This is a genomic window from Pseudomonas sp. WAC2, assembly GCF_030403525.1.
GTDB lineage: Bacteria > Pseudomonadota > Gammaproteobacteria > Pseudomonadales > Pseudomonadaceae > Chryseomonas > Chryseomonas luteola.
In genome coordinates this window covers 66,756-82,489 of sequence record NZ_JAUEPD010000012.1, presented here as the reverse complement: position 1 = coordinate 82,489, position 15,734 = coordinate 66,756, and the positions used below count along the sequence as shown (strand labels likewise).

General features: G+C 53.5%; 12 protein-coding genes. 9 read left to right on the top strand and 3 right to left on the bottom strand.

The window, feature by feature from the left end:
* Nucleotides 1–154: 154 nt before the first annotated feature.
* Nucleotides 155–1,612, top strand: coding sequence for a catalase (locus QWJ10_RS21865; protein WP_019366102.1), 1,458 nt, complete (start codon nt 155–157; stop codon nt 1,610–1,612).
* A gap of 129 nt (nt 1,613–1,741) precedes the next feature.
* Nucleotides 1,742–2,614 carry an MBL fold metallo-hydrolase gene (locus QWJ10_RS21860; RefSeq protein WP_289929662.1) on the top strand — a complete coding sequence of 291 codons (873 nt, stop codon included), beginning with the start codon at nt 1,742–1,744 and terminating at the stop codon, nt 2,612–2,614.
* Nucleotides 2,615–2,629: 15 nt separating this feature from the next.
* Here QWJ10_RS21860 and uvrA read toward each other — a convergent pair whose 3' ends face one another.
* Nucleotides 2,630–5,464 carry an excinuclease ABC subunit UvrA gene (uvrA, locus tag QWJ10_RS21855; protein WP_019366100.1) on the bottom strand — a complete coding sequence of 945 codons (2,835 nt, stop codon included), beginning with the start codon at nt 5,462–5,464 and terminating at the stop codon, nt 2,630–2,632.
* Between the two features lie 299 nt (nt 5,465–5,763).
* On the opposite strand from uvrA, the gene QWJ10_RS21850 reads away from it, so the two are divergent.
* The 5 genes from QWJ10_RS21850 to QWJ10_RS21830 all read left to right on the top strand — a co-directional run bounded on the left by QWJ10_RS21850 (nt 5,764) and on the right by QWJ10_RS21830 (nt 12,089).
* The gene (locus QWJ10_RS21850; RefSeq protein WP_289929661.1) at nt 5,764–7,152 is read left to right on the top strand and encodes an MFS transporter; all 1,389 of its coding nucleotides are present in this window, start codon (nt 5,764–5,766) and stop codon (nt 7,150–7,152) included.
* A 25-nt stretch (nt 7,153–7,177) separates the two neighbouring features.
* Nucleotides 7,178–7,690 carry a single-stranded DNA-binding protein gene (ssb, locus tag QWJ10_RS21845; protein ID WP_019366098.1) on the top strand — a complete coding sequence of 171 codons (513 nt, stop codon included), beginning with the start codon at nt 7,178–7,180 and terminating at the stop codon, nt 7,688–7,690.
* 251 nt (nt 7,691–7,941) lie between these two features.
* Nucleotides 7,942–10,155: a YccS family putative transporter gene (gene yccS, locus QWJ10_RS21840; RefSeq protein WP_289929660.1), complete on the top strand. Its 2,214-nt coding sequence runs from the start codon at nt 7,942–7,944 to the stop codon at nt 10,153–10,155.
* Between the two features lie 106 nt (nt 10,156–10,261).
* Complete coding sequence (locus tag QWJ10_RS21835; RefSeq protein WP_010796788.1) at nt 10,262–11,161, top strand: sugar nucleotide-binding protein; 900 nt, start codon at nt 10,262–10,264, stop codon at nt 11,159–11,161.
* The gene (locus QWJ10_RS21830) at nt 11,154–12,089 is read left to right on the top strand and encodes an NAD-dependent epimerase/dehydratase family protein (protein ID WP_289929659.1); all 936 of its coding nucleotides are present in this window, start codon (nt 11,154–11,156) and stop codon (nt 12,087–12,089) included. The genes QWJ10_RS21835 and QWJ10_RS21830 overlap by 8 nt, the downstream gene beginning before the upstream one ends.
* A gap of 65 nt (nt 12,090–12,154) precedes the next feature.
* Here QWJ10_RS21830 and QWJ10_RS21825 read toward each other — a convergent pair whose 3' ends face one another.
* Nucleotides 12,155–12,703 carry an outer membrane protein assembly factor BamE gene (locus QWJ10_RS21825; RefSeq protein ID WP_010796790.1) on the bottom strand — a complete coding sequence of 183 codons (549 nt, stop codon included), beginning with the start codon at nt 12,701–12,703 and terminating at the stop codon, nt 12,155–12,157.
* A gap of 92 nt (nt 12,704–12,795) precedes the next feature.
* Between QWJ10_RS21825 and fur the strand changes: the two genes are divergently transcribed.
* Nucleotides 12,796–13,200, top strand: coding sequence for a ferric iron uptake transcriptional regulator (gene fur, locus QWJ10_RS21820; RefSeq protein ID WP_010796791.1), 405 nt, complete (start codon nt 12,796–12,798; stop codon nt 13,198–13,200).
* 61 nt (nt 13,201–13,261) lie between these two features.
* On the opposite strand, the gene recN is transcribed toward fur, so the two are convergent.
* Nucleotides 13,262–14,929 (bottom strand): DNA repair protein RecN, encoded by a 1,668-nt coding sequence (gene recN / locus QWJ10_RS21815; protein WP_289929658.1) that lies wholly within the window; start codon nt 14,927–14,929, stop codon nt 13,262–13,264.
* A gap of 194 nt (nt 14,930–15,123) precedes the next feature.
* Between recN and grpE the strand changes: the two genes are divergently transcribed.
* The gene (gene grpE / locus QWJ10_RS21810; protein WP_019366093.1) at nt 15,124–15,693 is read left to right on the top strand and encodes a nucleotide exchange factor GrpE; all 570 of its coding nucleotides are present in this window, start codon (nt 15,124–15,126) and stop codon (nt 15,691–15,693) included.
* The last annotated feature ends 41 nt before the right edge of the window (nt 15,694–15,734 follow it).

Below are 15,734 nucleotides of genomic sequence, written 5' to 3'. Positions count from 1 at the left end.
TCAAAAGCCGGGCCTAGTGTCCGGCTTTTTTTATGCTTAAAATAGGTGGTTTTTCTATCACAAGGCTAGATCTAATAAATTAGATCTACCGTCCCGCTTTTAACATACTTCTCTGCAAGACGCGCTGAAGCGCAATTCCAAGGGAGAAGTTTTCATGAGCCAGAACAATACGCTCACTACTGCTAGCGGCATTCCAGTTGCCGACAATCAAAACTCTCGCTCTGCCGGTGAACGTGGCCCGTTGCTGTTGGATGATTTTCATCTTGTTGAAAAGCTGGCTCACTTCAACCGTGAAGTGATTCCTGAGCGTCGTGTACATGCGAAAGGTTCTGGGGCTTACGGCACTTTTACTGTTACTCAAGATATTACCCATCTATCCTCTGCTCGGCTTTTTGAAAGCGTAGGTAAGCAGACGCCGGTATTCTTGCGTTTTTCTACTGTTGGCGGTGAGCGTGGCTCGGCAGATACCGAACGTGATCCTCGTGGTTTTGCCTTGAAGTTTTACACGGAAGAGGGTAACTGGGATATCGTTGGTAACAACACGCCTGTTTTCTTCCTGCGTGATCCACTGAAGTTTCCTGATTTCATTCATACGCAGAAGCGCAATCCGCAGACTAACCTAAAGAGCCCGCAAATGATGTGGGACTTCTGGTCGCATTCTCCGGAGTCACTGCACCAGGTAACCATTCTATTCTCTGATCGTGGTATTCCTGACGGCTATCGCTTCATGCATGGCTTTGGGAGTCACACGTTTAGCGTTATCAATGAAGCGGATGAGCGGCGCTTCGTGAAGTGGCATTTTAAAAGCAAGCAGGGCATCAAGAACCTATCTTCCGCGGAAGCTACGAGGTTGGCCGGTACTGATCCAGATTATGCTCAGCGTGATCTGTTCGATGCAATCGAGCGGGGTGACTTTCCGAAATGGCGCGTTTGCATTCAGGTGATGGACGAAGCTGAAGCGTTTAGCCGCACAGAGAATCCGTTCGATGTCACCAAGGTATGGTCGCAAAAAGAGTTTCCGTTGATTGAAGTGGGTGAGCTGGTGCTTAACCGTAATCCGCTCAACTATTTTGCAGAGGTTGAACAGGCAGCTTTTGCTCCTAGCAATGTAGTGCCAGGGGTTGGTCTGTCGCCTGATCGAATGTTGCAGGGGCGTGTGTTCGCTTATGCTGATGCTCAGCGTTATCGCGTCGGAACCAACTATCAGCAGCTGCCTGTAAATGTTCCGCGTTCGCCTTACCAGAACTACCAGCGTGATGGTGCCATGCGTTTTGATGGTAATGGTGGGGCCGCACCCAACTATGAGCCAAACAGCTTTAGCAATGCACCCAAGCAGGCCCCTCAGTACCGTGAGCCTGCAATGACATTGAGTGGTGCAGCGGATCGTCATGATCATCGCCTGGACGAGGATTATTACTCTCAAGCAGGAGCGTTGTTCCGCCTGATGTCCGATGCGCAAAAGGCATTGTTGATCGATAACATCACTGGTGCTATGCGTTCTGTTGCGCGTGACGTTCAATGCCGCCAGATTGCTCATTTCCTTAAGGCGGATCGCGCTTATGGTGAGGGGATCGCCAGTGGTTTGGGTGTGTCCTTAAGCGAAGTGGAATAATTATCGTCAGTTCAGAAGGCCCCTCCTACGAGGGGCTTTTTTTATTGTCTGCAAATAAATGTACAGATAGAGGAAACACCTGCCGCCCGCGGTGTGTCGCAATAAAAGAATCACACTGGGATTGATCTCATGCGTATACATCATCTTAACTGCGGTTGTATGTGTCCGTGGGGCGGTGCGCTTTTTGATGGATTCAGCAAAGGCCTGACAGGACATCTTGTTTGTCATTGTCTGTTGATTGAGACAGACAATGATGGCCTTGTCTTGGTTGATACAGGGTTTGGTGCCCGTGATGTTCATGCACCGCACAAGCGTCTTAGCGGATTTTTCATTGGGTTCAACAATATCCAGTTTGAGATGCGTTATACCGCTATCGAGCAAATTCGGCAGCTTGGATTCCAGGCTAGCGATGTACGCCATATTGTGCTTACCCATCTGGACTTCGACCATGCGGGTGGTTTGGAAGATTTTCCAGACGCGACGGTTCATGTGCTAGAGCGTGAGATAAATATGGCCCGTTTGCCTCACGGCTATATAGGCAAGCGACGCTACCGCTTTCATCAGTGGGACCAGGTAAGGCGCTGGGAGCTATATGAGCCTCAAGGCGAGGCATGGTATGGCTTTTCTGCAGTTCGGGATTTGAAAGGGCTGCCTCCAGAAATTCTCATGATTCCATTGGCAGGCCATACCTGGGGACATGCGGGGGTTGCTATTCAGACACCGACAGGTTGGTTGCTTCACGCTGGCGATGCTTACTTTTATCGTGAAGAAGTCGGGCAGCCGAAGCGTTCCTGTACGCCAGGTTTGCGTTTTTATCAAACGATGATGGAAGTTAACCGAGAGCTACGTCTGCGTAATCAGCAGCGGCTGCGTGAGCTTTCGTTGACACATAAGAGTGAGGTGGAGCTTTTTTGCAGTCATGATGCAAAGGAGCTGGAGCGCTGCCAGCAGAGTAGGCCGACAGAGCTCCAAGTTGTAGATGCAGCGCCTACTAACCTATAAAGGTTAGTAGGGGCATCATGCCCGGTCACGCTCCAGCAATGGTTGCAGAAACCGTCCGGTATGCGAGGCTGGATTCTCGGCTACGTCTTCTGGTGTACCTGTCGCGATGATCTGACCGCCCTTCGAGCCGCCTTCAGGTCCTAGGTCCACCAGCCAATCTGCCGTCTTGATAACATCCAGGTTATGCTCGATTACTACGACGGTATTGCCGTGGTCACGTAGGCGGTGAAGTACGTCAAGCAATTGCTGGATATCCGCAAAGTGAAGACCGGTTGTGGGTTCGTCAAGGATATAGAGTGTCTTGCCTGTATCACGCTTGGATAGCTCTCGAGCCAGTTTGACGCGCTGTGCTTCTCCACCAGAGAGCGTGGTTGCGCTTTGGCCCAGGCGGATGTAGGACAGGCCGACATCCATCAGGGTTTGAAGCTTACGCGCCAGGGCAGGCACTGCATCAAAGAACTCACGCGCTTCTTCGATGGTCATGTCCAACACCTCTGTGATGGTCTTACCCTTGTATTTGACCTCAAGTGTTTCACGGTTATAGCGCTTGCCTTTACAGACATCGCATGACACATAAATGTCGGGCAAGAAGTGCATCTCTACCTTGATAACGCCGTCACCCTGACATGCCTCACAGCGGCCACCTTTCACGTTAAAGGAGAAGCGGCCCGGCCCGTATCCTCTAGAGCGCGCCTCTGGCACACCCGCGAACAGCTCACGTATGGGTGTGAAAATGCCCGTATAAGTCGCCGGGTTTGATCGAGGGGTGCGTCCAATAGGGCTTTGGTCGATATCGACAACTTTGTCGATATGCTGCAGGCCATCGAACGAATCATAGGGTGCTACTTCCAGCGTAGTGGCGCCGTTGAGTGCGGTAGCTGTAATAGGGAACAGGGTATTATTGATGAGTGTTGACTTGCCTGAGCCTGAAACACCTGTAATGCATGTGAACAAGCCTACTGGAATACGCAACTCAACGTTCTGTAGGTTATTGCCACGGGCACCTTTAATGACCAGCTCTTTCTTCTTGTCACGCTTGGTGCGCTCGGCAGGCACGACGATTTTCTTTCGTCCTGAAAGATACATCCCCGTTACGGACTCTGGGTGTGCCATGACTTCTGCCGGTGTACCTTGGGCAATGATCTGGCCGCCGTGTACGCCTGCCCCTGGGCCAATATCTACAACATAATCGGCAAGGCGGATTGCATCCTCATCGTGCTCTACGACGATGACAGTATTGCCCAGGTTACGCAGGTGCGTAAGTGTTCCTAACAGGCGTTCGTTGTCCCGTTGATGCAGGCCAATAGAAGGCTCATCAAGAATGTACATGACCCCGACAAGGCCTGCGCCAATCTGGCTGGCGAGGCGAATACGCTGAGCCTCGCCCCCGGAAAGTGTGTCGGCGCTGCGGTCCAGGGTGAGGTAGTCCAGTCCTACATTGACCAGGAACTGCAAACGCTCGCGAATTTCCTTGAGAATCTTGTCTGCGATCTGGCCTTTATGTCCGGCCAGGGTCAGGTCCGCAAAGTAGCTGGTTGCATCTCCTACCGGTAAGCGCGTCACGGCAGGTAGCGTTTTGTCCCCGACCCATACGTGACGTGACTCACGGCGCAGACGTGTACCGTTACACTCCGAACATGGCTGTGTGCTCAGATATTTGGCCAACTCGTCCCGTACGCTTTGTGATTCGGTTTCACGATAGCGTCGCTCCAGATTCGGCAGAATGCCTTCGAATGGGTGAGAGCGCTTGACGATGTCTCCGCGATCGTTGAGATAGCGAAACTCTACGCCCTCACGACCAGAGCCGTTGAGCACCGCTTTCTGATGGTTGGCGCTGAGGTTCTTAAAGGGTTCTTCAAGGCTGAAGCCGTAATGGGCTGCGAGTGAACCCAGCATTTGGAAGTAATAGACGTTGCGGCGATCCCACCCTCGTACGGCCCCTTCTGCCAGGGAAAGCTCGCTATTTACAACCCGGCGTGCATCGAAAAACTGCCTAACGCCTAGGCCGTCACAGGTAGGGCAGGCGCCGGCCGGGTTGTTGAACGAGAATAGCTTGGGCTCAAGCTCGCCGATGGAGAATCCGCAAATCGGGCAGGAGAAGCGAGCTGAAAAGAGCACTTCTTCACCATCCTCGCCCTCCAAGGGAGCGATTACAGCAATATCATCGGCCAGTTTAAGCGCTGTCTCAAACGATTCTGCCAAGCGCTGCTGGATGTCGCCGCGTACTTTAAAGCGATCGACTACGATTTCGATGGTGTGCTTTTTTTGCTTGTCTAGCTTGGGCAGGTCGTCTAATTCGTACAGGCGACCATCCACTCGGGCACGAACAAAGCCCTGCGCACGCATTTCTTCGAAGATAGCCTGATGCTCACCCTTGCGCTCACGGATGACAGGAGCCAGCAACATAAGGCGGCGACCTTCCGGCATGCTGACGACCTGATCGACCATCTGACTGACGGTCTGTGCTTCCAGAGGCACGTCGTGATCGGGACACCGTGGCGTGCCTACACGCGCGTAAAGCAAGCGCAGGTAATCGTAGATCTCGGTGATCGTCCCTACCGTTGAGCGAGGGTTGTGCGAGGTAGACTTCTGCTCAATGGAAATCGCAGGTGATAAGCCTTCTATGCTATCGACCTCAGGCTTTTCCATCATTGACAGGAATTGGCGAGCGTAAGCCGATAGTGATTCGACGTAGCGGCGCTGCCCTTCGGCATAAAGCGTATCGAATGCCAGAGACGATTTGCCCGAGCCGGACAAGCCTGTAATGACGATGAGCTGATCGCGGGGTAGGGTAAGGTCGAAATTTTTTAGATTGTGGGTTCGCGCCCCACGGATAAGGATCTTATCCACGTATGTTATGGCCTCGCTTGGCGGGCATCTGAGACCCCGCAATTGTACGACGTCGGCCGGGTGCGCGTCGAAACGTCGCGCCTGTGCCGGACAGGTCAAGACTGGTAAAATTGTGAGTGCTCTTCAGCAGTAATTGCCGCGTTGCCAAATTGGCAACGGTACAGCCAAGGGACAGCATGTCTGGGGTATAAGTCGGCATGCTTGGGCTTCGTCCCGCTTTCCTATATGTGGTCATTCTTTCGCTATTTTTAAAGTTATCCGGCACGATGAATTTTGAGGTGCCGACAAGAGGAGTATTCATGCACGATAAGCTCAGCGACCGCATGAGCGCTTTAGAGCGCCGTGCGGCGGTCGGACTGGCCCTTGTGTTTGCCTTTCGCATGCTTGGTATGTTCATGGTGTTACCGGTGCTGGCCACCTATGGTCAGGAGCTGGCAGATGCGACGCCAGCCCTCATCGGTTTGGCAATCGGTGCTTATGGTTTGACCCAGGCTGTACTGCAAATTCCCTTCGGTACGCTTTCTGATCGTATTGGTCGGCGGCCGGTTATCATTGCCGGCCTGCTGGTGTTTGCTGCAGGTGCTGCAGTGGCTGCTAATGCGCACAGCATATGGGGTGTTATTCTGGGTCGTGTCATTCAAGGGGGCGGAGCTATTTCTGCCGCCGTGATGGCACTGCTGTCCGATCTGACTCGCGAACAGCATCGTACGAAGGCCATGGCTACCATTGGAATGAGTATTGGCGTGTCCTTTGCGGTTGCAATGGTGTCCGGTCCTCTGCTGACGCGCTCGTTTGGTTTGTCAGGTCTCTTCTGGGCGACTTCTGCGCTGGCGCTGATTGGACTCCTGTTGATTCTTTTCCTCGTGCCCAAGGGGGCGCGCGTCATGCAACATCGCGAGTCCAGTGTTGCCAAACAGGCATTGGGCAAAACGTTGCGCAACAAGGACCTTTTGCGCCTGGACCTTGGCATTGGCGTATTGCATGCCGTGCTGATGTCCAGCTTTGTAGCGCTGCCATTGGCACTGGCTGAGCATGCCGGGTTGCCCAAGGAGCAGCACTGGTGGGTTTATCTGACTGCCTTGGTCGTAGGGTTCTTTGCCATGGTGCCCTTTATCATCTATGGCGAAAAGAGGCGGCAGATGAAGCGGGTGCTCGTGGGCGCTATTGCGGTACTGGCTTTGTGTGAGCTGTTTTTCTTTGCCTTTGATGAAAGTCTGACGGCACTGGTAATTGGCATCGTTGTATTCTTTGCTGCCTTTAATCTGTTGGAAGCTTCACTGCCCTCGCTAGTAAGCAAGGTGGCCCCTGCTGGAGGAAAGGGGACGGCAATGGGCATCTATTCCACCAGTCAGTTTCTGGGTTCGGCGGTCGGTGGCATTTTAGGTGGCTGGCTGTTCCAGCATGGAGGGTTGAATACCGTTTTTCTAGGGTGTGCGGCGCTTTGTGTCGTTTGGCTGCTAATAGCTGTTACGATGCGCGAACCCCCTTATGTCACCAGTCTGCGCATGCCGTTGGCGCCATCCGTTGCCCAGGATGCGGCATTGACTGATAGGCTAATGGCTTTGCCCGGCGTTACCGACGCGGTAGTCGTAGCGGAAGAAGCTGCGGTCTACGTTAAAATAGATACCAAACAGGTCAATCGTGAGGCCTTGGAGCGGTTGGTAAATCCCGCGGCGGCAGCTCATTGATTGATGAAGATTTCAGGAGAAGTAAATGGCTCGTGGTGTTAATAAAGTAATCCTGGTCGGGAACGTCGGCGGCGACCCGGAAACTCGTTATATGCCCAATGGCAATGCAGTGACCAATGTCACGCTGGCAACCAGTGATAGCTGGAAAGACAAGCAGACCGGCCAGCAGCAAGAGCGTACCGAGTGGCACCGCGTGGTTTTCTTTGGCAAGTTGGCTGAAATTGCCGGGGAATACCTGCGTAAAGGCTCACAGGTCTATGTGGAAGGTAGCTTGCGCACCCGTAAGTGGCAGGGCCAGGACGGACAGGACCGCTATACCACCGAGATCGTGGTAGATATCAACGGTACCATGCAGCTCCTGGGCGGCCGTGGTGGCGCGTCTGCTGGTGGTGGCGATGAGTACAATCAGACTCAACAGGCGCCTCGGGCACCTCGTCCCCAGCAAGCTGCGGCGCCTCAGCGTGAAAACCGTCCGGCACCTGCGCCACAGCAGCCGGCACCAGACTACGACAGCTTTGATGACGATATCCCGTTCTGATATGTATTGAGCTGGTTCTGAACGAAAAGCCCGACTTGAAAGAGTTGGGCTTTTTTATTTTTACCGCTCAAGACGTGTGCTTCAGTTATTCCTGTTCGAGCCGATCTTTGAGGCTGCTTGTCCTTGTATTGGTGGATTGGCCTGGAAACAATAAAAACACTTTCATCTGTAGGATGTCTTTTCCTCTTTGCCCAGCGTCTATTGGTAACAGCCTCGCTGAAGAGGCACAACGGAGCTAACGAAGCCTCACTATGACTTTATTCGGCAAACCTCTGCGTCATTTGTGGGCCCATGATAAGGCCAGCTACAGTGTTCGTGTGTTTGTCGCCCTGACAGGGGCTATGGCCGTATGCTGGTATCTAGGGGATCTACGCTCCATTTCTCCTGTCTTTCTCGGAATTATTGCCAGTGCCCTGGCCGAGACCGATGACAATTGGCTGGGACGACTGAAGTCCCTGCTGGTAACGCTGGTCTGCTTTGCCATCGCTGCGTTTTCTGTGGAGATACTGTTCCCTTATCCTTGGATCTTTGTCTGTGGGCTGGCGCTGGCTACATTCTTGTTGACGTTGCTGGGCGCGCTTGGCGAGCGGTATGGTTCAATAGCCCAAGCAACAGTGATCTTGTCCATCTACGGAATGATCGGTGTGGATCAGCGGCTTGGAGGCGAGGTGCCGATCTGGCATGAGCCCGCGCTTTTATTGGCGGGCGCCACGTGGTACGGCTTTCTATCGGTGCTATGGTGTGCCTTGTTTGCACATCAGCCGGTGCGGCAGCACCTAGCAGCTTTGTATTATGAACTGGGTCTCTTTCTACGCTACAAGGCTGATCTGCTTGAGCCGGTGCGTCAGGTAGATCTCCATGAGCGCCGCTTGAAACTGGCGCAGCAGAATGGGCGTGTTGTCGATGCACTGAACAAGGCCAAGGCCACTATTCTGATTCGCTTTGGCCGCTCGGGTAGACCAGGCGTACGTTCGGGGTTCTATTTCAAGCTCTATTTCATGGCTCAGGATATTCACGAGCGGGCCAGCTCTTCCCATTATCCTTATAGCGCATTGACCGAGGCGTTTTTCCATAGCGATGTGCTGTTTCGTTGCCAGCGGTTGCTGAGTCTGCAGGCAAAGGCTTGTGCCTTGCTAGGTGAGGCTACTCGATTGCGGCAGCCCTTTGAGTATGGCCAGCAGAGTCATCAGGCTATGGCTGACCTGCACGCATCGATCGAACACCTCAAACAGCAGAACAACCCCCGTTGGCGTGGACTGTTACGTTCTCTGGATTCGTTATCCACCAATCTGACGACTCTGGAGCGCCAGCTTTCCAATGCCAGCCAGCCTGATGTCAATATAGGAGAGTTGGATACCAGCCTGCTTGATCCAGCGCCGCGCTCCCTCAAGGACATGTTGCAACGCATACGGCTGCAACTTACGCCAACATCGCTTCTGTTTCGCCATGGGCTGAGAATGGCTATTGCTCTGGCTGCCGGCTATGGCATCTTGCATTTGATTCACCCGAACTACGGCTATTGGATATTGCTCACGACTGTTTTCGTATGCCGTCCAAATTATGGCGCTACGCGGGTACGTCTGGTTCAGCGAATAGTGGGTACCGTCATAGGTCTATTGTTGGGAAATGCCTTGCTGCAGCTTTTTGGCAGTACCGAGGCTCAGCTGTCGTTGGCGGTTATCGCAGGTACGGTCTTTTTCGTGACTCGGACCGATCGATATACCATTGCCACAGCGGCTATCACGGTTATGGTGCTGTTCTGCTTCAACCAGGTGGGCGATGGTTTCGGTCTGATCTGGCCGCGTCTGATCGATACCCTTATCGGTTGCCTAATCGCAGTATTGGCTGTCTTCTTTATCTTGCCCGACTGGCAGGGAAGACGCTTGCATCAGGTGATGGCCAACACATTGCTGACCAGCAATAACTACCTGCGTAGCGTCATCGACCAGTATCGCCACGGCAAGCGGGATGATCTGAATTACCGGGTGGCGCGGCGTAACGTACACAACGCAGACGCGATGTTATCGGCAGCACTGGCTAACATGTTGCGAGAGCCTGGGCATTTTCGCCGTAATCTAGAGGCAGGGTTTCGCTTTCTGGCGTTATCCAATACCTTGCTGGGTTATCTCTCAGCATTAGGGGCTCACCGTATACAGCTGGCTGAGCATCCCGTAGATGTCCTGATTGAAAAAGCCATGGACCGCTTGAGCGCAGGGCTGCTTGAAATAGCCCAAGCGCTCAATGAACGGCGTTCTCTGGTGCCTACGGCAGAAGAAGAAAATGCCTTGGCTGATGAGCTGGAACAGTTTCCGGATGATCTTGACGATGGGCATCGTCTGGTACTGACCCAATTGGCCTTGATCAGCCGTCTGCTACCCAATCTCAAGAGCGCAGCGGCCTATGTGCTGCGTGCGCCAAAAGAAAATACCGAAGATGAGACAACCGTTGAGGCTGTCCCATCCTGACGCGGATGACGAAAGCTTCCGCTATGCTGCACAATGATGACACTGTCGGCGTGCCTGTTTTCAGGCACGCCATTTATGATTAGATTTTGGAAGATACCCGAACTCCATGCGCATGCGCCTCATGCTGTTGGGCGGCGGTAATGCCCTGGGTCAGGCGCTGATCCGTCTGGGTGCTGAAGAAGATATTCACTTTCTTGCACCTCGTCCGCCAGCGCAGGGCTGGAACGCCAGCCACCTGACTCAGTTGCTTGATGACACCCGTCCCGATGTAATCATCAACCTGGCCTATTATTTCGACTGGTTTCAGGCCGAGCACGTCGATGATGACCAGCTCTCTCGGCAGGCCAGTGCTATCGAGCGGCTGGCTGAACTCTGCCAACATTACTCAATTGCCTTGATACAGCCCTCCAGCTACCGTGTTTTCGATGGGAGTAGAGCGAGTGCGTATAGCGAGAAAGATGAGCCCAATCCTCTTGGTGTTCGCGGACAGGCGCTATTGACTATAGAGCAAACAGTACGTGCCTTGTGCCCCCAGCATGTTCTGTTGCGATTGGGATGGCTTCTGGATGAAAGCCCGCAAGGTGAGCTGGACCGTTTCCTGTCGCGGGCTGAGGTAGGGCAATTGATGCCGCTTGCTGATGACCGTCGTGGAAGTCCAACCCCTGTCGATGACGCCGGGCGGGTTATCCTAGCCGTCATCAAACAACTGGATTGCAGTGCTCCTCTGTGGGGGACCTATCATTACGGCGGTATTGAGGCTGTTACTCAATTGACGCTGGGACAGGCGATTATTGCCGAGGCCCTGACTCTGCACGGGATGCCAGAGCCAAACCTTGAGCCAAGAGCTCATGGCGCGACTCTCGATGCTTCTGAAGAGCCGCAAAATGCAGTGTTAGCTTGCAGAAAGATTTTGAACACGTTTGGCGTCAAGCCGCGTAACTGGCGTAGCGGAATGTCCGCTTTGCTGGACCGTTATTATCGGCAAACAGGAAGTCGCCATGACTGAGCAACCAATTCTCATAACGGGCGGAGCCGGGTTCATCGGTTCTCATCTGGTTGATGTGCTACTAGCCAAAGGCAAACGTGTCCGGGTACTGGACGATTTCTCTACCGGTAAACGGGACAATCTCCCAGCAGATAATGCTTGGTTGGAAATCATTCAAGGGGACGTGGCCGATACCGATACGGTCCACCAAGCGATGACAGGTTGCTGTGCTGTTGTGCATTTGGCGGCTGTCGCCTCTGTTCAGGCGTCGGTAGACAACCCGGTTAGTACGCATCAGAGCAATTTTATAGGCACGTTGAATGTCTGCGAAGCCATGCGCAAGCATCATGTTCGCCGTGTGGTTTTTGCTTCAAGTGCTGCGGTATATGGGCCGAACGGAGAAGGGCAGGCCATTGCCGAGGAAACGCCCAAGGCGCCGCTTACGCCCTATGCAGCTGATAAGCTGGCTGGCGAGTATTACTTTGATTTCTACCGCCGTGAGCACGCTCTGGAACCGGTCGTCTTCCGGTTCTTCAATATATATGGCCCTCGGCAGGATCCGTCTTCACCATACTCGGGGGTCATCAGTATCTTTACAGATCGAGCACGTCAGGGAGAGCCAATAACCGTTTACGGCGATGGCGAGCAGACCCGCGATTTTGTATATGTGGGCGATCTGGTAGGGCTTATTGTCCAAGGTCTTGAAAGGGCTGAACCCGTGGTTGGGGCTGTCAATGTAGGGCACGGCCAAGTCGTTAGCCTGAATCAATTGTTACAGGAAGTTGGCGACTTAGTAGGTGGTCTTCCCAAGATCACACATGCAGCAACACGCGCGGGTGACATCCGTCATTCAAAAGCAGATAACTCGCGTCTGAAGGCATATTTCACTTTTGATCGCGTTACGTCTATGCGTGAGGGGCTGAGCCTGTTGTTAAAGACAGACAGCTAACCATGGCGCCCCCATAAAAAAGCCCCGTCAACCGGGGCTTTTTTATTTGAAATAGATAATGGAATCTATTCGTTCTGTGTATCAATAGGGGCTGGCGTAGGGACTGGAGTCGACTGTGTTCTATCGATTTCCTGCTGGATCTGCTCTTCAACTGAGCCAGGTGCTGGCGGTTGATCAACCGGCTGCTGAGGTTGCTGTTGAGCGGGTTGGTCCGCTGGGCTGGAAGTCTCTGGAGCAGCGGTTTGACCGTCTGTGCCCATGATTTCCTGCTCCCGGGTAACACCCGGTTTGAAGTCGCCGGCGAGGCCTACAAGATGATCGCTGTCATCGAAAACCAGGCTCACACGCTCCTGCTGGCGCTGACCGCCACCCGGCTGCATGCTATAGAGGTAATCCCAACGATTAGCGTGAAAAGTGTCGGTAATCAGGGGGCTCCCCATGATAAACCTTACTTGTCGTCGGGTCATTCCTGGGCGAAGCTGGTCTATCATGTCCTGCGTGACAACGTTGCCCTGCTGGATATCAATTTTGTAGACCCCCGGAAAAGAACATCCGGCGAGCGTGGCGAGGCTCAGAAAGGTAAGCCCGGTCAGCGTTAGCTTGAGGTTTTGCATCGGGGGAAGACTTCCACTATCTTGCTAGGCAATGAACTCTGATCATACCTGCATTCCGAAGTGCTGCGAAGCGTTCGAAGCCGAGAAAGAACATGGTTGAAAATAACGAGCTCCGTAAAGCCGGGCTAAAAGTGACTCTTCCAAGGGTCAAGATCCTGCAAATGCTGGATTCCGCCGGTCAGCGCCATATGAGTGCTGAAGATGTATACAAGGCGTTAATGGAGGCCGGCGAGGATGTCGGGCTCGCTACTGTTTATCGTGTATTGACCCAGTTTGAAGCCGCTGGACTGGTGGATCGCCACAATTTTGATGGTGGCCATGCCGTGTTTGAGCTGGCGGATACGGGACATCATGATCACATGGTGTGTGTAGACTCAGGCGAGGTCATCGAGTTCACAGATGCCTCAATCGAAAAGCGTCAGCGTGAGATTGTTGAAGAGCACGGCTATGAGCTGGTCGATCACAATCTTGTGCTGTACGTCAAAAAAAGAAAATAAGCCTTGCTGCGCAATAAAAAACAGCGGCCTTTGCCGCTGTTTTTGTTTCGTCTTAACGCTGTTATTTCGCTGTAACCATCTTTTTGGCATGCGCAAGGGATTCGCGCGTCAGGTCGATGCCCCCTAGCATGCGGGCCACTTCCTCAATGCGGCGCTGTTTGTCGAGTATCGCAACCGCCGTCCGTGTTTCACTGACGCCACGCTCCTTATGAACAAAGAGGTGGTGATGCCCCTGAGCCGCTACCTGTGGCAGGTGAGTAACGGTTAAAACCTGTCCATCTTCGCCGAGGCGTCGTAGCAATTGACCTACAATTTCAGCAGTAGGCCCGCCGATCCCTACATCCACTTCGTCGAATACAAGCGTAGGGACGCGTGACGTCTGGGCTGTGATGACCTGAATGGCCAAGCTGATACGAGACAGCTCGCCTCCTGACGCTACCTTGGCCAGAGGTTTCAAGGGCTGACCTGGGTTTGCGCTTACGCGAAACTCCACCGTTTCTTGACCGTAAGGTTGCAGGTCGTCTGAGGATTCAGGCTGTAGCGTAATAGAGAAGCGACCGCCAGGCATGCCGAGGCGCTGCATCTCTGTCTCTACGGCTGCCGCCAATTCGGGCGCACGGGTTTGTCGCCGTTCGCTCAGTTCATTGGCCTTTTCCTGATAATGACGTGCATACGCTGCCAGCTCTTCCTGGAGGCGCTCAACCGCTGCATCATCAGCATTAAGCGACTCGAGCTCACTCTGAAGTTGTGTCTGCAAGTGAACAAGCTCTTCGGGCTGTACGCGATGTTTACGCGCCATGGTGTAGATGGCATCCAAGCGCTCCTGTACTACCTGTTGGCGCTCTGGATCGGCCTCGAAGTTATCGATAAAGCGGTTGAGCTCGGAGACGGCTTCTTCGATCTGTATCTGCGCCGAACCAATTAGGTTTGTCGCTTCCTCTAGCGCTTTGGGCGCATGACTGAATCCGCCCAGGCGGTGAGTACTTGTGTTCAGGGCCGACAGGACGTTGCCGCCTTCGCCCTCACTGCATAGGTCGATGACCTGACGACAGGCAACAAGAAGCTGCTCTGCGCTGGCTAATGTCTTCTGCTCTTGTTCAAGTGCTTCGATTTCCCCTTCGCTCAAAGCGAGATTTGCCAGCTCTTCAAGCTGATAGCTCAGCAGCTGATAGCGAGCCCGTTGTTCTTCACCGCTGCTCGACAATCGCTCAAGGGTTTGCTTGGTCTGGCGCCAACGCTGTGAAGCCAACTGTACCTGGCGTGCCAGCTCTTTTGCCTCGGCAAATTCATCCAGCAAGCGACGATGGGTATCCGTTTTCAGCAGAGACTGATGTTCATGCTGGCTATGGATGTCGATGAGCAGGCTGCCCAATGCCTTAAGGTCCCCTTGAGGGCAGGGCGACCCGTTGATGTAGGCCCGCGAGCGACCTTCGGCTGTAATAACACGGCGCAAAATACATAACCCATCATTATCAAGGTCTCGCTCAGCCAGCCAGCTTTGCGCCTCGGGGATGCGTTTCAGATCAAAGGTGGCCAGAATGTCCGCCTTGTCGGCGCCAGGGCGTACTACGCCGCTATCTGCCCTGTCACCCATGGTAAGGCCGAGCGCATCCAGCATGATTGATTTGCCGGCGCCCGTTTCGCCGGTAATCACTGTCATGCCACGCTCAAGTTCAAGATCAAGATGTTCAACAATCGCGTAATTACGGACGGACAGATGCACCAGCATGTGGGTGGGCTCCGAAATCTGTTGATCTGGTTATTTATTCAGTGGTGTTCATTTATACAGTTTTTCTTTTCGTTCTGGCAATAAGCTCAACCCTTGAAGCTTTAAAAGCCGGCCCCATATTGCGGGCAGAACCGCAGGCTTTGCAGCGCTTTATATGGCGCCTCGCCTGCCAACTGATTCGACAGGAGGACGACATGGCTGACGAACAAAATCCAGATATTCAAAAGCCTGAAACCAATCAAGACGCCCAGGCTTCTCAAGGAGATGACCTGGCTGCTCGCGTAGCGTCATTGGAAGAACAGCTAGCGGCTGCACAAGATCAGATGCTGCGTAGCGCGGCTGAGTTGCAGAACGTCCGTCGCCGCGCTGAGCAGGATGTCGAGAAAGCGCACAAGTTTGCCTTGGAAAAGTTCGCGGGCGACCTATTGGCTGTGATCGATAGCCTTGAGCGTGGTCTTGAGATGTCGGATGCCAACAACGAGGCGTTGCGCCCTATGCGTGAAGGCATGGAGCTGACGCTCAAGGTTTTCCAGGACACGCTCAAGCGTTACCAGGTAGAGGTCATTGATCCGCATGGTGCGCCCTTTAATCCAGAGCATCACCAGGCTATGGCAATGGAAGAAAGTGCCAATGTCGAGCCGGGCAGCGTGCTGAAAGTATTCCAGAAGGGCTATTCCATCAATGGGCGCCTGTTGCGTCCGGCCATGGTGGTTGTTAGCAAAGCACCTTCGAATCAGCAGCCGACAATTAACGAAAAGGCTTGAAATAATCTGCTCGATCCCCATTTGGTGAAACAACCGAGCAA